The organism is Shewanella sp. DW31 (genome assembly GCF_015767295.1).
Lineage (GTDB): Bacteria > Pseudomonadota > Gammaproteobacteria > Enterobacterales > Shewanellaceae > Shewanella > Shewanella oncorhynchi.
In genome coordinates, this window is sequence record NZ_JADWMP020000007.1 from 93,856 (window position 1) to 113,615 (window position 19,760).

The window sequence follows — 19,760 nt, forward strand, 5'->3', positions numbered from 1 at the left end:
TAACACATGTTATTTACCCATCCCAAGTGTTTGTTGCAGCATAGACTTAGCTGCTTCAGCGACTTGAACATTCATTTGATATGAGCGCGAAGCAGAAATCATATCTGCCATTTCTTCCATGACATTAACATTCGGTTTATAAATAAAGCCGTCCGCATCCGCCATTGGATGATCGGGCGAATATTCTTTCAGTAGTGGTTTATCACTTTCTACAATGCCTTTTACCGCAACGCCTTGAGAAGCTTGTTGCTGACTTTGGGCTTTAGCCATTTCGGCTTCAAAAATGGGATGACGGGAACGATAGGTCTTATCTACACTACTCGAGACGGAATCCGCGTTGGCTATGTTGCTCGCGGTGGTGTTTAGCCTGACCGATTGAGCAGACATTCCCGAGCCAGCAACATCAAATATGCTAAATAAACTCATGATTAATCCCCTCTCAACGCTTTCTTCATGCCACTAAACTTACTGTCTAAAAAACCTAGCGACATTTGATATTCAAGTGCATTTTGCATGAATGCCGATTGTTCCTGTTGGATATCAACAGTATTACCATCACCGGTATCGGGTTGATTTGGCACACGGAACTTAACAAATTGCCCAGTCAACTCCGCAAGCCCAAAATGCTTATCTGGCTCTTGCATTTCAAGACTATTTCGCTGCTGCTGTTGGCCTCGAGCGGCCTGCATTGCCGCAGAAAAATCAACATCGCGGGCTTTGTAATGTGGCGTATCTGCGTTAGCGATATTGCTTGAAATGACTTCAGCCCGCTGCGCTCTAATACCGAGAGTGTATTGATGCACACCCAGTGCATTATCAAAATTGATCGCCATAAAATTGCCTCCTCGTGTTCTCACGAAAATAAAGCAATTCATGTGCCAACATCAGGAAAATTTTGAGAATAACAACAAGGATGAGCAAGTGATGGGTAAAAAATTACCGACAATTGTCGGTAATTTTCTTTAGAGCGGCTGAGTTAAGTCTTTTTCTGGTAATAAATGCCAGGGTTACAACGAACCATATCAAACTCGTCCGTTAAACCAGCGATAGATTCTGATGCACCGAGAAATAAAATCCCTTTGGGATTGAGAGCGGCAGCGAATTGCCGCAAAATTTTTGCCTTTGCCTCTGGTGCAAAATAAATAAGCACATTGCGGCAAAAGATAATGTCGAACTTGCCAAGCAGACTATAACTCTCAAGCAAATTATGCGCTCTAAAGTTCACCAACCGCTTCACATTATCCTTTAACTTCATATTGCCTGAAGGTAATGCATCAAAAAACTGACGCTTACGTTCTTCAGATAAACCACGAGCTAATGCCAAACTATCGTACTCGGCATTTTTGCAGCGTTCTAACATGGAAGGAGATAGATCCGTTGCTTGAATCGAAGCACTACCAGCCAAGGCACCAGGCTTCTTCTGTTGATACTCAAGAATAGTCATAGCCAATGAGTATGGCTCTTGGCCTGACGAGCAAGCCGCAGACCAAATTTTGAGCGGACGCCCCAGACGACTGTATTCAGGTAGTAGGACATTATTCAACAACTCAAATGGATAACGATCACGGAACCAAAGGGTTTCATTGGTCGTCATAGCATCGATCACTTCAGCTCTGAGCGCACGCTCAGTAGGCTTCATCGAATGCTTAACCACATCAGATAAGGATGGCAGGTTATATTTGCCCATCAAAGGAGCAAGACGACTGCGCACAAGATATTGCTTATTTTCACCCAGTACGATGCCGCTGTGTTGCTCTAAGAACAACCTAAATTGATTATATTCAGCCTCAGCGAGTGATTTATTTGGCACATTCACATCCTAAATCCTATAGCAAGCACCAAAATCAGTGCGAAACCATCATGTTATAAAGTCGAGATTATAGCGTAAAGCGTATCTAGGTACTAACCTACAGCAATTACAAACTTAAATGCTTATTCACAGCAGCGGCCAGTTCGTCAGGATTAAACTTAGCGATAAAGTCATTGGCCCCCACTTTTTGAACCATTGCCTGATTGAATACACCACTTAACGAAGTATGCAGTACCACTTTAATATGCTTAAGCTTAGGATCATCTCGGATTTCAGCTGTCAGGGTGTAGCCATCCATTTCAGGCATCTCAATATCAGAGATGATGAGGGGTATCTCATCGGCCACATTATCCATCTCTTTGGCGATCTCTTTAAGCTTGTCTAATGCTTCGCGACCATCTTTTGCGGTATCAATTTGTAAATTCAATGACTCGAGTGAACGAATAATTTGTTTACGCGCCACGGCAGAATCATCAATAACCATAATATGGTAATGCTGAGTTCTGTCGAGGGTCAGTTTTTCATTGGCTTCTTCACTGATAGCCGTTTTAACCGGTGAAATCTCATCTAAGATTTTTTCCACATCGAGAATTTCAACTAATTCACCTTCAATTTCAGTCACCGCTGTCAGATAGGAATAACGGCCAGCACCTTGCGGCGGAGGCATAATCGCTTCCCAATTCATGTTGATGATCCGCTCAACAGAACTGACCAAGAAGCCTTGAACACTACGGTTATATTCAGAAATAATGATGAAACAGTTTTCAGTGCTCGCTAAAGGTTTTCCCCCTGTTGCCGCACTCAAATCAATCACTGAAATGGTTGTTCCACGAATATGAGCAACACCCTTCACATAAGGATTAAGTTTAGGCAAAGTGGTCAGTGGTGGACACTGCAGTACTTCTTTCACTTTAAACACGTTAATCCCAAACCGTTGACGACCGTTTAATTTAAAAAGCAGCAATTCTAAACGGTTTTGTCCAACGAGCTGGGTTCGTTTGTTGACTGAATCAAGAATACTCGACATAACTCTGCCTTGTTGTTCTGTTTATGTTCGGCCCTATAACTCAGTTGAGTATAGGCATATTAATTGCTTACGTCTTATCTATCGATAAACATAGTCGAAACTGAGTCAATCTTCTGACAGTGATGCAAATTATTATTACAGTGGTCAGCTTCGAACTTAATAAAAGTATAGGTGCATTCTGGCGTTACAAGCTAGTCTCTTCATTATGAAAGTAAATTTAGTCTGTTTTTTTAGTCTTTTCACCCTCTTCATGCCCGCTTTTGCGAGTGCAGAGCCTATTGTCCCCACCGTATCGGCAATCTCAGAATTAGCTAAAGCGCTTATTTCAGAAAAAATATCCGTTCCAGAAAATGCCAAAGTAAATATTTCGCCACAGATGGTTGACGCAAGAATGCTGCCGTCACAATGTTCGTCTCCAATGAAAGTTGAACTGGCTAGCGATAGGGAAATTAGCCGTAATAACACCTTAAAAGTCAGCTGTGATACGCAAGACTTAGCTTACCCTTGGCAAATCTATATCTCGGTTCGGGTGGATATCTTATTCCCCGTTGTTGTCTCAACCGAAATCTTAGCACCAGGCGAACTCATCTCTCCTAGTCAAGTAGAAGTCCGTTACATTGAACAAAATAGCTTGAGAGGTGCCGAATTCGATGACCCGAGTAAATTGGCTGGCGTGCGAGTAAAACGACGAGTAGCAAAAGATAATCCCATATTAAGCAACAACTTATGCTTCGTTTGTAAAAATGATTCGGTATCTATCTACGTTCGTTCTGGCTCATTCGAGCTCAAAACAGTGGGCGAAGCCCTACAAGATGGCAATAAAGGTGATCGGATCAGAGTCAAAAATAGCAGTTCAAACAAAGAACTAGATGCTATAGTCACAGGCATTGGCGAAGTTGAAGTAAGAATGTAAAATAATCTAAAGCTTTTTTGTAAGCTGCCGATACCCCAGTTAAGAAATCCCGTACACACGACGCTGGAGCCTAAAATGGCAATTGATATTAGCAAACTCAACACTGCAACGACTGCGCAAGTTCGTTCAGGCGCAACGAAAACGAGCAGCGATCAATCTGCTCAAGTTGCTACAAAATCGACAACACCACAGAGAAGCGATTCAGTGGTCATTACGGCCCAGGCACAACAACTTCAAGGAGCTCAGACTAAAATGGCTAGCCTTCCTGAAGTTGATCAAAAGAAAGTAGCAGAAATCAAACAAGCTATTGCCGAAGGTCGCTATAAAATTGACCCTGAAAAGTTGGCTGCCAATATTGCAAGTTTTGAAGCCGAACTTAATGACTTAAATAAAGAGTAACTATGACTGAAATAGCTAAACTGGTAGATCTACAACACGCCCATTTGGCTGTTCTTAAGCAAATCATACTCAAGGAAAAAGGCGCTTTGGTTGACCAAAACGCCGATTTACTGTTTTCCCTTGCTAACGAAAAATCGCAATGTCTGAAAGAACTAAAGACTAATGATGATATTCTGGCAAAACACAGTGATAAATCGCTACTCACTCAGCAAGTCGAACTCGTGCATAAAATGGCCGAGATCAAAGACGCATTGACTGAATGCAAAGAATTAAACGAACAAAATGCCAGTTTAATTGAGATGAATTTAGCGAGTTTAAATCGCTTTGCTCAAGCTTTACAAGCCAGCAGAAACGCCTCCAGCCTCACCTATAACGATAAAGGCAAGACCTCGACTATCTCAAGTTTAGGCAATGATTTAAAGGCCTAACAAGCGCATCACTCCCACTTAGCATTCCCTTTTCTAAGCTCTGATTAGATATTAATGTCTTGTACAAAAAGAAAAGCCGCGTAAATACGCGGCTCAATACATACTGTTGAACATACATTCAATAACGCTAGAAATACGTCACTTCCTTCACTCGTTGTGGACGGTTCTGTTGTTGATAAAGCGCCCAAACCTGTGAAAAATCAAGTTCTAACTCAGTGACATAATGCTCGCCTGCTGGATAACTCTTAACGACTCGTGCGCCGCGGATCACGCCAGAAACTGACGCTTTGACATTATCGTCCGTCAACATCCAATCACTGACACTGCTGTTTGCCGTTATTTTCTGCCCATAAACTTGTTCCGCTAATTCACGATAAGCCACAATTTTTGATGCCTGCATAGCCATCAACACTCTTTGTGATTGCTCTTTAGCCGGTTGAGTCGCTAACGGCGCATATCCTATAGCCGTTAACTTAGGAAAACTCGGCGGCGGCACATCTTCCCATTGCACATATCTATCTTTAGCAGCGCAGCCAGTTAGCATTAGCCCCGTGATAAGTAATAAAAGGTAGTGTTTCATTTTCCATCTCCTAAGACACGTACTTCATTCATGCCCGGACTCGCCTGACGATATAAGATGCCATTTTGTGACACAATTTGCTCCGAAGGCTGCATGTAGTTTGACAACTCTTTTTGAGTCACAAAAGTTTGAGATGCCGATACCACGCGATTGTTACTAATGTTCACAATCCGAGTATTGATCGCCATACCATTGGTTACTACGCTCATAGTCGAAACGACAAGATGCTCAACAGGAAGATCTTTCGACAATTTTTGCCAATCTCGCGTCAAAATAAAATCCCCTTCAGATGTGACTCTCAAGCCATCAGCTAAGTTTAAATCCACCACATTAAACTGAAAACTATGGAGCGACGTCATTAATCCTTGCTGTAACTGTTGTGCTAACGCATTAGTGCCATTCAAATCGTCCACTAATACTGGTGTTGCAACTACGATAGGTTGATCAGAACGCAAAGCATCATTTTGCTTAACGAGCTCAGTCACTATTCGCTGCGCTAAATGGTTAATCACTGCCGTTGGCGGCAACCCATTGCCATCCACTAAACTCGGTTTGGGCGGTGTAACCGGTTTAGCTACACATCCACCTAACATTATCAATGTTAAGGGAATAATCACACGCTTTAGCATTGGATTTACCTCATCTATGGGTGCATTGGCAGTCAAGTGACTCACTTTCTAAGCTTCAAATTTTTAATGAGTAACAAAAACCAGCAATCTTTGGACCAATATTAACCTCAGTCCGACAATATTCTTCTATTACGCAGTATATCGACTGTAACACTGGAAACTTTATCAAAAGTTCTCATACTCAGGCACGAAATTTGCTTTATTGACATATTAGATTAAGAGTCAGAAAACTGGCTCGATTGGTAATATCGCCATTAGCTTAGCGATAAGGATTGAATTGATGCACATACCAGGTTCAGCTTCGCTCATCATTTTGAGCCTTTTACTACTTTCTTTGCCCACCAGAGCCGAATGGATAGAAGCCAGCGGAGAAGCAACTATTATCAATGGTAATACAGCTCAAGCAAGGGAAGAAGCAATTAATCAAGCAGTTAGCTATGCGACATTAAGCACAGGTATTCAAATCTCCAGTGAGCAACAAACCTCTAATGGTAACCTCACACAAAATAACTTTGCGATAAATCGCAACGCCCAAGCCATAAACATTCAACTCGTTAGTGAACAAATTCAGGGAAATAAAATATATGTATCCCTACGCCTCGATCTAAATGATGATCCAACACAACAGTGTCCTAATGGCCAATTAAAGGCCGCTATTTTAATACCTCAAACACAAATAAAAGATCGTTCTCAGCTTAGATATGGACAACTTTCAGGCTTTGAAGAGGTCATTTCAGAGGCGTTAGGGAACACTATAGAAGATTACTCTTCAACTGGCTTTAGTCACATCCATGCTAACGAGCGACTCGATATTGAACAAGACCTAGTGGATATTCGCGGTTATAGACTCCCAAGCTGGCTCAGTGAAATTACCGACAGCCAATATATTCTTCAACCGCAGATCATTGATATATCGATAGAGCCTGTACAACCCACCTTCTTAGGATTTTGGGATGAAGCTCCGCTAAGGCAATTTCAATTCAAACTCAGCCTCTATCATGGGATCAGTGGCGAAGAGGTTTGGAGCAAAAGCTACAGCACATCGGCCCCATGGGAATTCAAAGAACAGGCTATCATTGCTCCCAACAGTAATAGATTCTGGCGTTCCTCCTATGGAAAAAGTATTACTCAATTAATATTGCAAGCTACCCGAGATTTAGACAGCACACTTAATTGCAGGCCATTACTTGGCCAAGTCGTTAGCCGACAAGCAGACAGGATTATATTAAATCTAGGCCGTAAACATGGCATTCGTGTCGGTGATAAATTCCAAGTAGTATTACAACAAAACTTACCCGATAGACTCAATGAAATGCGCGCCGTCGCGACCAAAAGTCGTGCAACGGTAAAAATTGAGCAAGTAAGCGAAGAAAGCGCCACCGCAGTACTTGTAGACCAAAATGCCGCCTACAATGTACAGATAAACGACATAGCGCTTAAGATTTAAGCAACTAAATCATAAGCCTTTTAATCAAAGATAAAACCAGTATAATCACTGTCGTCTCTTCATAGCTCAACAGGATAGAGCAGCCGCCTCCTAAGCGGCCGATCGGGGTTCGAGTCCCTGTGGAGAGACCAGATAGTGACCTTGGTGATATCAAACTCCCAGAAATCTTCCGGAGAAACGGAATGACCGAGCTATTTGCGTCTAATCTCAATATTATCGTTAAGCGTTGGCCTATCGTAGCTGCTGCGGTCAAAAGCCAAACCATCAATGAATTAGATGCCCACCTTGTCAACGGTCGCAATCAAACTATCAGTGTTAATGGTATTCAGCTCAGTAGTCGTCATGACCGCATCGCCGAAGCACGGCTCTTTATCAGTACATTACCTGCAGATGCAACTCACGTAACCGTCTACGGTGTCGGTATGGGAGATGTACCAAGTTTACTTATCGATAATCCACAGTATCTTTCAATTGATGTTTGCATTTTAAATCTCAGCGTTTTTGCCCTCCTCATCAGTTACACAGATCAAAGCGAATGGTTAAGTCATCCGAATGTTAACTTAAAAGAACGCGCCGAGAGTAGGCTAGTGTTACCCTATGTTGGGATAACACCAGATTTAGTATTAACCAGTAATGAGAATGCAATCACTCGAGATTTACTGGTTTATGAGCTTAACCGTAATTTTGCGAATCAAAAACATCATATTGATGAAGTTTCATTAGCAAGATTAAATGCAAATATTCCAAACTTACTCAATGACCCCGATGCATCACTTCTGTTAAACACTCATCATAATGCTAACTGCGTAGTTATTGCATCTGGCCCAACACTTGAAGATCATTATCCCTATTTATTTGAGCTCACTCAAAAATCTAAATTCTCAAAACCACTTATTATTGCTGTAGATACGGCATTTAAGGCTTTATTCCAACATAATATAATACCTGACATTATTCTAAGTATTGATCCTAATATTAGGCCAGATCATTTCCCAATGGAACATACGAAAAATGTCATATTAGTTTATTTCCCCAAGATCAATCCTCAGATAATCGAACAATGGAAAGGTGCAAAATACAGTGCATACTCTACTAGTCACCTCTATGATGAGCTAGCAAATAAATATCCTAAGTTGAGACTATTTACTAATGGTAGTGTAGTCCATCCTGCAATCGATCTTGCTGTTTATTTAGGAGCATACCAAGTATCACTCTTTGGCTGTGACTTCTGCTATACTAATAATAAAACTCATGCATTTTGGCCTGATGGCCATTTAGGACCAAAAATCAAAAATGCCAAACATTGGTTAATTAACGGGCATGGCGAAAGAGTACCAACAGATTTAAACTTTAGGGGTTATTTACGTAGTCTTGAAAAATATATAAAACTTAAAAAAAATATCAAGTTTTACCAATCAAGTTTAAATGGGGCGAGAATACATGGTGCACAATACAAGGATTTCTCACAATGAAAGACCAAAAAAACCAACCACTTATAAGCTTATTAATTTCAGCAGCACATAAATTTCGGTTAGGAAAAGAGGCTGAAGGATCGGTACAATTTCGAGAGTGTATTAACCTGTTAGAGCCAATGCTTAACAATTCAATCAAAGAGAATGAAATGACTCTTTTTTTTCCAGCAATGTTAGCAGCTCAGGAACGCTTCGATTGGCTTTCACTTGCTGATTATTTGGAATTTGATATTCCATCCATTTTAAAAAACGACTAGATTAAAATAATTTAATTTTTTATTCTCTGTTAATCATCAATAGATAAATCCAGCAAATGACAAACAGTTAAATTATCAAGAGTCAAAGCAACACTCCCCCAAGACCAACCCACTCCAAATCCTGAAAGTAGTAACCTGTTATTTACTCTTGTTAAATCTTTAGAGAGACTTAAGCAAAGCGCTAGAGGAATTGATGCAGAGCTAGTATTGCCAACTTCACCCATTGATATAACTAATTGCTTATCTGTAAATCCCATTTTATCCCCTAAACGTTTCAACATCATTTCATTTGCTTGGTGCATAATACAAAAATCAACATCACTGATCTGCCAACCCTTTTCAACTAGACAATCATGCATGGACTTTGGAACTTCTCTTAAGGTAAATACAAAAACCTGCATTCCATCCATAAAAAGTTCTAGCTGAGAATTGGGATTCTTAGCTCCACCAAAAGGCTGAATCAAATAAGGAGCCCCAGACCCATCACTACCTAATGAAAAGACCATATCATCACAGCCTTCACTCTTCTCTATTGCAATGGCGCTAACAGCATCACCAAATAAAGGGGCAACGGTACGGTTTGACTCACTATATTGCTGACTTGTCGTATCACCAACAACTAATATTGCCTTATTTCTGTTCAAACTAGTTAATAATTGGGAAACTTGCCATAAGCCGTAAATAAAACCAGAACATCCTAAATTGACATCAAAAGCTAGAGTACTCTTGTCTAAACCGAGCAAATACTGCAGTTGAACTGCGTTTCCTGGTAAGGGGTAATCTGGCGTCTGAGTAACAAAAATGATCAATCCAACCTCATCACTCTCCCACTGCATTGTACTTATAAGCGACTGACATGCCTTTGCTCCTAACTCTAATGCTGTTTGTCCTGGATTCACGATACGTCTGGCATGTATTCCTGTTGAAGAAACAATACGAGCCATTTCTTGTGCTCCAACACTTGATAACAGATCTGCATTCACTTTTTCCAATGCAGGTAAAACAGACACAATGCCAGATATAGTGATATTTTTAACTCGAACTGTAGTCATCTTCTATCCTAAAATTTTCAGCTATAATTCGCGAAAGTGTATTGCACTCCAGATGAGTGCAATACACTTTCAAGCTATATTATTCAATGTTATAGTTAAAACCAATATTAATCATTAATTTCAACAAGGCTATTTATGGAAGCAGTGATAAAGTCAGTCAAAATTGCAGGAATGCAAGCTGCAGTTCCTCCCCACAGACACTCCTATGTTGAAACACCTGGTATTTTTACCCAAGAAGAAGCTGAAAAAATTTATTCAAGCACCGGCATACATAGCCGACGAATATTACCTTCACATTTATGTGCATCAGACATGTGTATTGCAGCAGCAGAAACCTTACTTCAAAGACTTAATTGGCCACCTGAAACTGTTGATGTACTGATCTATGTGTCTCAAGATTCTGATTATGCACTTCCAGCAACAGCATGTCTCATGCAGCATCGGCTTGGATTACCTCAATCAGCTGCTTGCTTAGATGTTAGCTTAGGGTGCTCTGGTTTTGTCTATGGTACATGGATAGCAAGTCAGTTACTTAATAGTTCAAATGGCAAGCGTGCTTTGGTGTTATGCGGTGATACATCCAGCCGTCATTTACTACCAGATGATCGTGGAACACTTCCTTTATTTGGTGATGCAGGAGTCGCAACAGCACTCGAGTATGATGAAAGCTGGCCAGATTCTTATGCTGTTTTTGGAACAGATGGTACTGGTGGGCAGCACATTGCAGTAAAAGCTGGAGGTCGGCGAAATCCGACAATGCCAGAGTTATCGCCCCGCACTAGCGACGAGGAAGATAGGCTCTACAAAGAGTCACGGCTGTATTTAAATGGTGCCGCAGTATTTTCTTTCACTTTAAAAGTGGTACCTAAATTGGTAAAAGATGCTCTCGCACTTGCACAACTTGAAGTAGATGATCTAGATATGGTTGTAATGCATCAAGCCAACCATTTCATTTTGGAACACTTACGTAAAAAAGCAAAAATATCGATTGATAAATACTTAATTGATATGAAAGATTTTGGTAATACATCTAGTGCTTCGGTGCCTTTAGCGATCTGTCATCAATTAAGCGATTTTTTTTCTGAGAAAATTAGAAAAGTTATGCTCGGCGGCTTTGGAGTGGGTTGGTCTTGGGGGGCCATTATCACAGAAATTGGACCAATTATTGCGCCAGAGATTATCGAGATTAAAGATGATTTCGAGCCCCTATCACTAATTCAGCAGTAATTATGATGGATTTAAAAAATAAACTATATATCGTTACAGGGGCTTCATTCGATTCTGATATCGGTCTTGCCATTTGTAAAAAATTAGATGCCCACGGTGCAAAGCTTATATTGATAGGCCGGCGAAAAGATGCTCTCGAAGCAACAAAATCACAGTTGATTGGTATTCACCATGTTGTTCCTTATAATTTAAGCCAACTCGACGATATTCAGTCTTGGGCAAAAACTATAAACGAGAAATATGGACCTATTGATGGATTAGTTCATAGCGCAAGCTTCCAAGGTTACAGTCCCTTGCGTAGCATTTCAGCAAAGCAAATTAGCAACTATTTTGATGTTAATTTTTCTGCAGCCGTAATGTTAACCGCAGCGTTTTCAAAAACGAAATTTTATTCCCATAATGCTAGCTTTATATATATAGGTTCTGTCGCAGGACAGCGTGGATTGAAAGCTCGAACTTTATATGCAGCATCAAAGGCTGCACTCTCTTCAATGGTTCAATCTGCAGCACTAGAACTTGCTATTAAGTCCATAAGAGTAAACTGTGTTGCACCTGCAGTAGTTAGCGGGACAAAAGCAGATAAACAATTTCAAACCATAGGTGACCAACAATCCCAAGCACTGATCGCTGCCCACCCTTTAGGGCTCTGCTCTCCAGAAGATGTTGCTAATAGTGTATATTTTTTGGTAAGTGATTTGAGTATAAAAATAACTGGCACTACATTAATTGTAGATGGGGGCTTTCTTGCAGGATAAAGCACGTATCGTTTTATATGGTAATAGTAGTCAGCAAATTGGCGCTGGCCACATTATGAGGTTGTTAGCATTAGCGCAAGCGGCACAAACTCAATTTGAAATAGTATTTATCTATAAGACATGCTCAGATCTGCTATTACAGAAACTGCACCTACAAGGTTTTTCAACTCATGCAATAAATAGCCCATTAAATAGACGTGAATTAATGGATCTGAAACCAACGGCACTGATTGTTGATGACTATTATTTAACCACTTCAGAATGGCGCATACTAGAAAATTTAGATATCTATCTTATTAAGTTAGATGATGCGCTAGATAATAATACCTTTACTGCAGATCTTATCATCAATCCAGCACCTAATGCTCCTGTAGATAGATACAAACAATTTGCACCAACAGCTACCCTTTGTTTAGGAACAAAATACACCTATTTACGCCAAGAATTTACATTATGTGGCTTCATCCCCTTAGCTAAGCGAAAAAATTTACTCATAACCTTAGGTGGAACAGACAGTAAATCTTTAGCACTCCCCATATCCAAACTGTTACTTGATAGCTTCCCAGAAATAGAAATCCAGCTATTACTAGGCACAGTTCACCAACATCAGTTGTTACTTGAAGAATTGCAAAAGGAACATGCTAATTTTCACTTAATCTATAATCCTAAATCAGTTGCAGAAATAATGTCACTTTCAGGTTTAGCTATCTCATCTGCAGGGGGAACACTTGGCGAACTTGCATCAATGGGCGTACCGACCTTAGCATTGATCACTGTAGATAACCAGTTACCAGCTTTAACCTCGCCACTAAATAATACTTGGTATTATGCTATAGATCTTAGAAACTTCGAGAATGAAGATAGTGACACATCACAGAATCAAGACATATTGAACCAAATCAAAGAACAGGTACTTATTCTTTGGCATGATACCTGCAAAAGGGTTCACATGAGTGAACAGGCTCGCCAATTGGTTGACACTAAAGGTTGTCAGCGGATCATCGAACAGTTGATTATTGGCCTAAAGAATAAAATGGAACAGCAATGATTTCGTCACTATCCATACATCCAAAGCATTACTATCATTTACAAACGTTCAAACAAGAACTTAGTCGTGTATTTGAACAAAATTGGATTTTTGTCGGCTTTAAAGATGATCTCTCAAAAAATAATGACTTTATAACAATCACTATAGGCAATACTCCTGTGGTCGTGCAAAACTTTAATGGCCAACTAAGTGCACTGTTAAATATTTGTAGCCATAGAAAAGCGACTCTTCAACAAGATGTTCGAGGTAATCGCCCACTGAGATGCCCCTATCACTGCTGGAGCTATAAAAGCGATGGTGTACTAAGTGGTGTACCTCAAAATAGGACTGATTTTGGCCTAGATGAAACAGAAAAAAAACACTTAGCTCTAAAGCAATTTGCACTAGATATGTGTGGCGAACTCATTTTCGTACGAGTTACTGATACAGGAACTTCTCTAACTGAGTTTTTAGGACCCTATTTCAATATATTACAGCGAATATCTACAGATTTTACAGATCGTGTCCAAGAAGGTAGCTACCTTTGGAATACTAATTGGAAAATTGCATGTGAAACAGTCCTTGAAGTCTATCACGTCGCAGGTACTCACCCAGAAACCTTCGCAAACTTTGCTAAAGCAGAATGTGAAATAGAGTATTTCAATGGTCACACTACAGGAAACACCCCATTACAAGATGCCACCCACAAATGGTGGGCTGGTGCAAGAAAACATTTGAAACTTGAACAACATCCTGATTATAAAGATTATAATCATTTCTTCATTTACCCAAATCTTGCAATTGGTCTAACTAATGGCTCTTTAATGTCACTGCAAACCTATGATCCTATAGACCCAACACACACAAAATTAAATTATCAATTAAGAATGATAAAGCGATCAAACGGCAAAGCAACAAGTGAAGCCGTCAAAATGGCCGTCAACATTAACTTTACACAATTTAATCATACGATCTTAGAAGAAGATCGTGTAGTTGCCGAATCTTGTCAAGAAAATATGGCCCGCAGTAATACCCCAGGCTTACTCGGTAAATGTGAAGATAGGATCCGTCACTTTCATAATGAGTGGCGTCTTGAGCTAGATGAGCTATTAGAGGGGCAAAGCAATGTTTGATGCTACAATTTCGATCAATGACCGTAAAATTGGACCATTACATCCCCCTTATGTCATTGCTGAATTATCAGGCAACCACAAGGGTGATTTGTCACAGGCATTAGCAATGATAGATGCAGCTGCGGCAACTGGAGTGGATGCAATAAAAATTCAAACCTATAGCGCAGATACTATTACACTAAACCATGATGGCCCAGAATTTAGGCTCGAAGGTGGATTATGGGCAGGTCGGACTCTGTATGATTTATATCAAGAGGCGCATACTCCTTGGTCATGGCATCAGGCACTTTTTGAACGAGCCCAAAAGAACAATATTACCTTATTTTCTTCACCATTCGATAAAACTGCTATCGAGTTACTCGAGTCACTTAATTGTCCTGCGTATAAAATTGCTTCCTTTGAAATTAATGACATTGGGCTAATAACAGCCATAGCAAAAACTGGCAAACCTATAATAATGTCCACGGGACTCGCAACACTTGATGAAATCAACGAAGCAGTCAGCACTATTGCCAATGCAGGTGGAACACAACTCGCGCTATTGCACTGTATAAGCGGCTACCCAACACCAATTGAAGATTGTAATTTACGTACTATTTCCGATCTATGCCGTAGATTTGACTTTCCAATAGGCTTGAGTGATCACACTATTGATAACACTGCAGCGATTACTGCAGTAGCCCTTGGTGCATCAGTGCTAGAAAAACATTTTACTCTTGATAAAACTGATGGCTCTGTCGATTCTGCATTCTCACTTGAACCGAATGAATTTGCAGTGTTAAAGCAAGAAACAATTAAAGTTTTCAAAGCCTTAGGTATTGCAGGTTATGATGTAAAACCAAGTGAGGCTGGAGGCAGAGATTTTCGCCGTTCTTTATACGTGAGTAAAACAATAAAAAAAGGTGAACCTTTTACAGAGGAAAACATTCGTTCAGTTCGTCCAGCAAAGGGACTGCACACTCGCTATTTACCGCAAATATTAGATCAGCGAGCAATTGTTGACATTGCATTTGGTACCCCCTTATCTGAGCTACATCTTTCAATACCTTTGAAAAAGCAGAATTCAAAATGCAAAGAGTGATCTGCATTACACAAGCTCGAATGGGTTCGAGCAGGTTACCGGGTAAAGTATTGGCTCCAATACAAGGTAAGCCTATGCTTGAATATCATCTCGCACGAGTTCACCAAGCTAAATTAGTCAATTCACATATCTTAGCTACAAGTGATACAGAGATTGATAAACCTATAGTTAAATTTTGCCAGCTAAAGAAGCAGCCATTCTTTTGTGGAAGTGAGTCAGACGTTCTTTCACGCTTTTATCACGCTGCTCTGCAAACAAAAGCAACACCTGACGATATAATCGTTAGACTTACGGGCGACTGTCCATTAATTTCAGCTACCTTGATTGATGAAGCAATTACAAAGCATCGGCAAGGGGATAATTCACAATACACACATATTAGTTTGAATTACTTTCCTAGAGGCTTCGATGTTGAAGTTTTTAGCATGGCAAGCCTAACCAAAGCTTATCAAAATGCGACTAAAGCAGCAGAGCGCGAACATGTGACGCTTTACCTTTATACTCAGCCTGACTGCATTATCGTGCCTGTTGAAACAGGCCAATTAGATTGGCATGAATTCCGACTGTGCGTTGATGAAAGTGAAGACTTACAATTAGCGACAGCATTGATAGGACTATTAGGGGAAAATTGGCTCAATGCTTCCCCCCGAAAAATATGTCAACTATTACAACAACATCCTGAAATAGCTCAGATTAATGCCAAGATCATACAACGCGCGCCACACTGACCTAATGCAATCAGCTGTTAAGCCGATAACAAATTAGAAACGATAAAAAACCATACTCAGAGGTAAATAAAATGAATAAACAAGAATTTTTAAATCAACTTGAAGATATCCTAGAGCTTGATAACAACACTTTACAAGGTGATGAAGTACTGATTGATATTGAACAATGGGACTCTTTAGCCTTTCTAAGCGTTATAGCCATGGCAGATGAACATTTTGATATTGTGATCCAAGGCGATAAGTTAGAACAAATAAAGACTGTTAATGATCTTGTTGCATTAGTACAAGAACATCTCACAGCCTAGGATTGTAGTCAGAATGGTATTAAATAACCCAATGGAATTTAGTGGTAAACGTGTACTGATTACTGGTGCTTCTGCTGGTATTGGTAGAGCGTGTGCCATTTTGCTTTCACAACTTGGTGCGAAAGTCATTATCAATGGACGCCAACTTGAAAGCTTACAAGAAACATTAAACCTAATGTCAGGGGATGGACATGGCATTGCTATATTTGACATGGCCAAAACTGACGAGCTCTGTGAATGGTTTAAGTCTCTGAGCAAAACAGAGGGTTATTTTGACGGATTTGTGCACTGTGCAGGTATGCAAGTAACCAAACCGATACGCTTGTTTGACCAAGAGTTTTTCGATGAAACCATGCATGTCAACCTTGCTAGTGCAATGGCTATTACTAAGGGATTTCGTCTCAAGCGAGATAGAAATAAGCAAGGCGCTATAGTATTTGTTTCCTCTATCGCTGGTCTAATAGGCCAGACTGGGAATACTCTATATGGTGCAAGTAAAGCAGGATTAATGTCATTAACCAGAGGGTTATCAATGGAGCTACTAAGAGATAATATTCGGGTTAATTGTGTGGCGCCTGCGTTAGTTGCCACCGAAATGGCGCAGCGGACAAAAAACAGCATGACGGAAGCTCAATTTCAGCACATGCTAGACCAACATCCCATGGGTATTGGTCAACCAGAAGACGTCGCAAATGCCGTCGCTTTTTTATTAAGTGATGCAGCGAAATGGATTAATGCGGTAACCTTACCCGTTGAAGGCGGTTATCTCGCCAATTAAGAAGTAAAACATGGCACTCAATTTTAAGCGCATTGATATAAATGATGCTGAACAGCTATTGAAATGGCGTACATCACCAGAAATTACCCAACATATGTTTACTGACCTTAAAGAACCATCACTTAAGAAGCAGCAAGCTTGGATTGAATCTTTACAAGACCGTAAAGACTATAGAGGCTATATGATTCAAGACGATGGAATGTCTATAGGTTTTCTCTGTTTCAGCGATATCGACTACGTACACCAACGCTGCAGTACTGGCTCATATATTTATGAAAGAGCTGCAAGATTGAAGTATGGTGTAACAATGCATACTTATATATGTAATTATGTCTTCTATCAATTAAAAATGAATAAAATTGTTAATCATGTGCTCAATGCAAATGAGAAAGTCGTTAAACTACAAACTTTGCATAAAACAAGATTAGTGGGTTTTTTAAAGCAGCATATATTTAAAAATGGCCAGTTTTTAGATGTTTATATTTTTGAACAACTCAAGGAGGATTGGCTTAGTCAGAAACAGCATTATAGTCTAGAAAAAATTTCAGCCGCATTTAACGATTGGAACTTCGTATGAAAAACCTAAATACAACCATCATTGATGAAACACGTCGAATTATTGAGGCTAAAGGTGAAATCTGTCCTAATATCTCACTCAATAATCATTTTTTAAATGATTTGCCGATGGACTCCTTGGACCTTGCAACTTTAATAGTTAGCTTAGAGATGTCAACGGGGATTGATCCATTCAGAGAAGGATTTAAAACTTTTCATACAGTTGGAGAACTGATTAATCTTTATGAAGGTATGTTAACCTAATGTTTGAGTTAAGTAGGGAATTCAGACTAATTGAACATAAAGTTTGCTATACAATAGCAAACCTTGACTCAATGATATTTGATGAACAACTTGATTATATTGAAGTAAGTAGTAAACCCGAAAATAATGGCCCATTAGTATCTAGAATGCTTAAAGCCCTAGTGATAGGTCAACAACGGGATATTCCCGTTATATTTAACCGAAATGCTCAAGTTTTTGACAGTGATAATTTGCCAAAAAAATTTGAAGTCGGTTTATTCACTTCGGGAACAACAGGAGCTCCGAAGCTTATATTTCACTCCATTGGTAGTCTACTCCCCAAAAATAGTAAATCTCATTCAGAACAGACTCGTTGGCTTTTATGTTATCACCCGATGAGTTTTGCCGGTTTACAAGTTATATTACAAACAGTAGTGTCTGGTGATACTTTAGTATCCAACGTCGATGCAAATATAAAGCAAAAAGCAAAATTGGCCTCCGACTATATGATCAATGCCATAAGTGCAACACCATCAATGTTCCGTGCAATGCTACTTGCTTGGGGAGATTCCCTCCCCAATTTTAAACTGATTAGTCTGGGAGGTGAAATAGCCACACAGTCTATTTTAGATGACATTAAAAAATTTTTCCCTAAAGTAGCACTGAGGCATATTTATGCAACAACTGAAGCTGGCGTTGTCTTTACAGTAAAAGATGGTTTAGCAGGTTTCCCTAAATCCTGGCTAAATCAGTACCTTAATGGTTGGCAATTAAAAGCAACACACACACTTATATTGAATAAAGAAGGTCTGCAGCTAGATACTGGTGACAGTATTATAGAGAGGGGGGATCGAATCTTATTTAATGGGCGTCTGGATAATCTAATTAATGTTGGTGGAGTTAAAGTTAACCTTGAAATCTTAGAGCAAAAGATAATAGCACTAGAACATATTATTGATGCTCGAGTATTTGCTAAAGCGAATCCCATTACTGGTGCATTAGTCTGTGTTGAGCTCTGCGCGAAAGATCCACAATTGGCTAGAGCTGAACTAGATACTTTTAGTTATCAGCTAGAACCGGCTGCCAAACCTAGAATTATTATATTCTCTGAACAGATAACATTAACTGATGCAGGGAAAAAACAGAGAACGATTAAATGAAACATGTCATTGTCAGCGGAGGAAGCAGAGGACTTGGGCTTGCAATAGTCAAAACTCTGTTAGAAGAAGGCTATAAGGTGTCAACTTGCAGCCGAACAAAAACAGCTGAAGTTGATCAACTCATAGCACAATATCCATTTTTTCAATGGTTTTATGCTGAGATAGGTAATGCGGAACAGACTTCGCACTTTGTAAAACAAGCTTGTGATTGGGCCCAAGATACTCCTCTGTGGGGCATAATTAACAATGCTGGCATTGCTAAAGAGGGAATTTTAGCGACGTTTCCAAATATTGAATCCGATACTCTTCTGCAAGTCAATCTACATGGTGCACTCTACTTAGCTCGTGAAGCATTACGGGTTTTCTTACGGCAAAACAGTGCAGGAAGAATTATCAACATCAGTTCAATTATCGGCAACCGTGGCTATACAGGTCTTGCCGCATACTCAGCATCTAAAGCTGGTCTTGATGGATTAACACGGGCTCTCGCCAGAGAGAATGGCCGCAGAAATATTACCGTAAACTCCATAGCTCCAGGCTATTTAGACACTGAAATGTCATCGACCCTGACAGACAAAAAGCGAGACCAAATCATCCGCAGAACCCCAATGCATAGGCTAGGTACTGTGGATGACATCACTCCAGCCATCAGCTTCCTTTTATCTGATGGCGCAGCATTTATTACTGGACAAACGTTCACTATTGATGGTGGAATAACAAACTAGTATTTAATATAATTAACAATCTACGATCC

Annotated in this window: 25 protein-coding genes and 1 tRNA gene; 19 read left to right on the plus strand and 7 right to left on the minus strand. The window is 39.9% G+C overall.

The window, feature by feature from the left end; translation table 11 throughout:
* Positions 1-9: 9 nt before the first annotated feature.
* From flgC to GWI56_RS08120, 4 genes are all read right to left on the minus strand, one after another.
* Positions 10-426 (minus strand): flagellar basal body rod protein FlgC, encoded by a 417-nt coding sequence (gene flgC / locus GWI56_RS08105; RefSeq protein WP_006085646.1) that lies wholly within the window; start codon positions 424-426, stop codon positions 10-12.
* A 2-nt stretch (positions 427-428) separates the two neighbouring features.
* Positions 429-833, minus strand: coding sequence for a flagellar basal body rod protein FlgB (gene flgB, locus GWI56_RS08110; protein WP_113939454.1), 405 nt, complete (start codon positions 831-833; stop codon positions 429-431).
* Positions 834-976: 143 nt separating this feature from the next.
* Positions 977-1,816, minus strand: coding sequence for a protein-glutamate O-methyltransferase CheR (locus GWI56_RS08115; RefSeq protein WP_168824478.1), 840 nt, complete (start codon positions 1,814-1,816; stop codon positions 977-979).
* 100 nt (positions 1,817-1,916) lie between these two features.
* Positions 1,917-2,837 (minus strand): chemotaxis protein CheV, encoded by a 921-nt coding sequence (locus GWI56_RS08120; protein WP_028761211.1) that lies wholly within the window; start codon positions 2,835-2,837, stop codon positions 1,917-1,919.
* Between the two features lie 205 nt (positions 2,838-3,042).
* Between GWI56_RS08120 and flgA the strand changes: the two genes are divergently transcribed.
* The 3 genes from flgA to GWI56_RS08135 all read left to right on the plus strand — a co-directional run bounded on the left by flgA (position 3,043) and on the right by GWI56_RS08135 (position 4,577).
* The gene (gene flgA / locus GWI56_RS08125; RefSeq protein WP_028761212.1) at positions 3,043-3,750 is read left to right on the plus strand and encodes a flagellar basal body P-ring formation chaperone FlgA; all 708 of its coding nucleotides are present in this window, start codon (positions 3,043-3,045) and stop codon (positions 3,748-3,750) included.
* A 75-nt stretch (positions 3,751-3,825) separates the two neighbouring features.
* Positions 3,826-4,149: a flagellar biosynthesis anti-sigma factor FlgM gene (gene flgM / locus GWI56_RS08130; RefSeq protein WP_107948432.1), complete on the plus strand. Its 324-nt coding sequence runs from the start codon at positions 3,826-3,828 to the stop codon at positions 4,147-4,149.
* Between the two features lie 2 nt (positions 4,150-4,151).
* The gene (locus tag GWI56_RS08135; protein ID WP_198572633.1) at positions 4,152-4,577 is read left to right on the plus strand and encodes a flagellar protein FlgN; all 426 of its coding nucleotides are present in this window, start codon (positions 4,152-4,154) and stop codon (positions 4,575-4,577) included.
* 127 nt (positions 4,578-4,704) lie between these two features.
* Here GWI56_RS08135 and GWI56_RS08140 read toward each other — a convergent pair whose 3' ends face one another.
* Positions 4,705-5,157: an LPP20 family lipoprotein gene (locus GWI56_RS08140; protein WP_198572634.1), complete on the minus strand. Its 453-nt coding sequence runs from the start codon at positions 5,155-5,157 to the stop codon at positions 4,705-4,707.
* Positions 5,154-5,786 (minus strand): FlgO family outer membrane protein, encoded by a 633-nt coding sequence (locus GWI56_RS08145; RefSeq protein WP_198572677.1) that lies wholly within the window; start codon positions 5,784-5,786, stop codon positions 5,154-5,156. Before GWI56_RS08145 ends, GWI56_RS08140 begins: the two co-directional genes overlap by 4 nt.
* Positions 5,787-6,066: 280 nt before the next feature.
* Between GWI56_RS08145 and GWI56_RS08150 the strand changes: the two genes are divergently transcribed.
* From GWI56_RS08150 to GWI56_RS08165, 4 genes are all read left to right on the plus strand, one after another.
* A complete protein-coding gene (locus GWI56_RS08150; RefSeq protein ID WP_198572635.1) occupies positions 6,067-7,233 on the plus strand; it encodes a flagellar assembly protein FlgT in 1,167 nt (388 codons plus the stop codon).
* 55 nt (positions 7,234-7,288) lie between these two features.
* Positions 7,289-7,364: transfer RNA gene (locus GWI56_RS08155), tRNA-Arg, on the plus strand.
* Between the two features lie 51 nt (positions 7,365-7,415).
* Entirely contained in the window at positions 7,416-8,705 is a 1,290-nt protein-coding gene (locus GWI56_RS08160; RefSeq protein ID WP_198572636.1) for a 6-hydroxymethylpterin diphosphokinase MptE-like protein, read from the plus strand.
* The gene (locus tag GWI56_RS08165; RefSeq protein WP_173243765.1) at positions 8,702-8,962 is read left to right on the plus strand and encodes a hypothetical protein; all 261 of its coding nucleotides are present in this window, start codon (positions 8,702-8,704) and stop codon (positions 8,960-8,962) included. Before GWI56_RS08160 ends, GWI56_RS08165 begins: the two co-directional genes overlap by 4 nt.
* A gap of 29 nt (positions 8,963-8,991) precedes the next feature.
* On the opposite strand, the gene GWI56_RS08170 is transcribed toward GWI56_RS08165, so the two are convergent.
* Entirely contained in the window at positions 8,992-10,014 is a 1,023-nt protein-coding gene (locus GWI56_RS08170) for a ketoacyl-ACP synthase III (RefSeq protein WP_198572637.1), read from the minus strand.
* 135 nt (positions 10,015-10,149) lie between these two features.
* On the opposite strand from GWI56_RS08170, the gene GWI56_RS08175 reads away from it, so the two are divergent.
* From GWI56_RS08175 to GWI56_RS08230, 12 genes are all read left to right on the plus strand, one after another.
* A complete protein-coding gene (locus GWI56_RS08175) occupies positions 10,150-11,241 on the plus strand; it encodes a ketoacyl-ACP synthase III (RefSeq protein WP_198572638.1) in 1,092 nt (363 codons plus the stop codon).
* A gap of 2 nt (positions 11,242-11,243) precedes the next feature.
* Positions 11,244-11,996 carry an SDR family oxidoreductase gene (locus tag GWI56_RS08180; RefSeq protein WP_242068376.1) on the plus strand — a complete coding sequence of 251 codons (753 nt, stop codon included), beginning with the start codon at positions 11,244-11,246 and terminating at the stop codon, positions 11,994-11,996.
* The gene (gene pseG, locus GWI56_RS08185; RefSeq protein WP_198572639.1) at positions 11,986-13,044 is read left to right on the plus strand and encodes a UDP-2,4-diacetamido-2,4,6-trideoxy-beta-L-altropyranose hydrolase; all 1,059 of its coding nucleotides are present in this window, start codon (positions 11,986-11,988) and stop codon (positions 13,042-13,044) included. Before GWI56_RS08180 ends, pseG begins: the two co-directional genes overlap by 11 nt.
* A complete protein-coding gene (locus GWI56_RS08190) occupies positions 13,041-14,156 on the plus strand; it encodes an aromatic ring-hydroxylating dioxygenase subunit alpha (protein ID WP_198572640.1) in 1,116 nt (371 codons plus the stop codon). Before pseG ends, GWI56_RS08190 begins: the two co-directional genes overlap by 4 nt.
* Positions 14,149-15,237, plus strand: a complete 1,089-nt coding sequence (gene pseI, locus GWI56_RS08195) for a pseudaminic acid synthase (protein WP_173243749.1) — start codon at positions 14,149-14,151, stop codon at positions 15,235-15,237. The genes GWI56_RS08190 and pseI overlap by 8 nt, the downstream gene beginning before the upstream one ends.
* On the plus strand, positions 15,225-15,965 hold the full coding sequence (locus tag GWI56_RS08200) for a glycosyltransferase family protein (RefSeq protein ID WP_173243746.1): 741 nt from the start codon (positions 15,225-15,227) through the stop codon (positions 15,963-15,965). The genes pseI and GWI56_RS08200 overlap by 13 nt, the downstream gene beginning before the upstream one ends.
* Positions 15,966-16,036: 71 nt before the next feature.
* Positions 16,037-16,270 (plus strand): acyl carrier protein, encoded by a 234-nt coding sequence (locus GWI56_RS08205; protein ID WP_173243744.1) that lies wholly within the window; start codon positions 16,037-16,039, stop codon positions 16,268-16,270.
* A 13-nt stretch (positions 16,271-16,283) separates the two neighbouring features.
* Positions 16,284-17,048: an SDR family oxidoreductase gene (locus GWI56_RS08210; protein WP_173243741.1), complete on the plus strand. Its 765-nt coding sequence runs from the start codon at positions 16,284-16,286 to the stop codon at positions 17,046-17,048.
* Between the two features lie 10 nt (positions 17,049-17,058).
* Complete coding sequence (gene pseH, locus GWI56_RS08215) at positions 17,059-17,625, plus strand: UDP-4-amino-4,6-dideoxy-N-acetyl-beta-L-altrosamine N-acetyltransferase (RefSeq protein ID WP_173243738.1); 567 nt, start codon at positions 17,059-17,061, stop codon at positions 17,623-17,625.
* Positions 17,622-17,867 carry a phosphopantetheine-binding protein gene (locus tag GWI56_RS08220; RefSeq protein WP_173243735.1) on the plus strand — a complete coding sequence of 82 codons (246 nt, stop codon included), beginning with the start codon at positions 17,622-17,624 and terminating at the stop codon, positions 17,865-17,867. Before pseH ends, GWI56_RS08220 begins: the two co-directional genes overlap by 4 nt.
* Entirely contained in the window at positions 17,867-19,006 is a 1,140-nt protein-coding gene (locus GWI56_RS08225; RefSeq protein ID WP_173243733.1) for a class I adenylate-forming enzyme family protein, read from the plus strand. Before GWI56_RS08220 ends, GWI56_RS08225 begins: the two co-directional genes overlap by 1 nt.
* Complete coding sequence (locus GWI56_RS08230; protein ID WP_173243730.1) at positions 19,003-19,731, plus strand: SDR family oxidoreductase; 729 nt, start codon at positions 19,003-19,005, stop codon at positions 19,729-19,731. Before GWI56_RS08225 ends, GWI56_RS08230 begins: the two co-directional genes overlap by 4 nt.
* Positions 19,732-19,760 lie beyond the last annotated feature (29 nt).

Coding starts and splice junctions, on each gene's coding strand:
- flgC (WP_006085646.1), bottom strand. CDS start 426: ATGAGTTTATTTAGCATATTTGATGTTGCTGGCTCGGGAATGTCTGCT.
- flgB (WP_113939454.1), bottom strand. CDS start 833: ATGGCGATCAATTTTGATAATGCACTGGGTGTGCATCAATACACTCTC.
- GWI56_RS08120 (WP_028761211.1), bottom strand. CDS start 2,837: ATGTCGAGTATTCTTGATTCAGTCAACAAACGAACCCAGCTCGTTGGA.
- flgA (WP_028761212.1), top strand. CDS start 3,043: ATGAAAGTAAATTTAGTCTGTTTTTTTAGTCTTTTCACCCTCTTCATG.
- flgM (WP_107948432.1), top strand. CDS start 3,826: ATGGCAATTGATATTAGCAAACTCAACACTGCAACGACTGCGCAAGTT.
- GWI56_RS08135 (WP_198572633.1), top strand. CDS start 4,152: ATGACTGAAATAGCTAAACTGGTAGATCTACAACACGCCCATTTGGCT.
- GWI56_RS08140 (WP_198572634.1), bottom strand. CDS start 5,157: ATGAAACACTACCTTTTATTACTTATCACGGGGCTAATGCTAACTGGC.
- GWI56_RS08145 (WP_198572677.1), bottom strand. CDS start 5,786: ATGCTAAAGCGTGTGATTATTCCCTTAACATTGATAATGTTAGGTGGA.
- GWI56_RS08150 (WP_198572635.1), top strand. CDS start 6,067: ATGCACATACCAGGTTCAGCTTCGCTCATCATTTTGAGCCTTTTACTA.
- GWI56_RS08160 (WP_198572636.1), top strand. CDS start 7,416: ATGACCGAGCTATTTGCGTCTAATCTCAATATTATCGTTAAGCGTTGG.
- GWI56_RS08165 (WP_173243765.1), top strand. CDS start 8,702: ATGAAAGACCAAAAAAACCAACCACTTATAAGCTTATTAATTTCAGCA.
- GWI56_RS08170 (WP_198572637.1), bottom strand. CDS start 10,014: ATGACTACAGTTCGAGTTAAAAATATCACTATATCTGGCATTGTGTCT.
- GWI56_RS08175 (WP_198572638.1), top strand. CDS start 10,150: ATGGAAGCAGTGATAAAGTCAGTCAAAATTGCAGGAATGCAAGCTGCA.
- GWI56_RS08180 (WP_242068376.1), top strand. CDS start 11,244: ATGATGGATTTAAAAAATAAACTATATATCGTTACAGGGGCTTCATTC.
- GWI56_RS08190 (WP_198572640.1), top strand. CDS start 13,041: ATGATTTCGTCACTATCCATACATCCAAAGCATTACTATCATTTACAA.
- pseI (WP_173243749.1), top strand. CDS start 14,149: ATGTTTGATGCTACAATTTCGATCAATGACCGTAAAATTGGACCATTA.
- GWI56_RS08200 (WP_173243746.1), top strand. CDS start 15,225: ATGCAAAGAGTGATCTGCATTACACAAGCTCGAATGGGTTCGAGCAGG.
- GWI56_RS08205 (WP_173243744.1), top strand. CDS start 16,037: ATGAATAAACAAGAATTTTTAAATCAACTTGAAGATATCCTAGAGCTT.
- GWI56_RS08210 (WP_173243741.1), top strand. CDS start 16,284: ATGGTATTAAATAACCCAATGGAATTTAGTGGTAAACGTGTACTGATT.
- pseH (WP_173243738.1), top strand. CDS start 17,059: ATGGCACTCAATTTTAAGCGCATTGATATAAATGATGCTGAACAGCTA.
- GWI56_RS08220 (WP_173243735.1), top strand. CDS start 17,622: ATGAAAAACCTAAATACAACCATCATTGATGAAACACGTCGAATTATT.
- GWI56_RS08225 (WP_173243733.1), top strand. CDS start 17,867: ATGTTTGAGTTAAGTAGGGAATTCAGACTAATTGAACATAAAGTTTGC.
- GWI56_RS08230 (WP_173243730.1), top strand. CDS start 19,003: ATGAAACATGTCATTGTCAGCGGAGGAAGCAGAGGACTTGGGCTTGCA.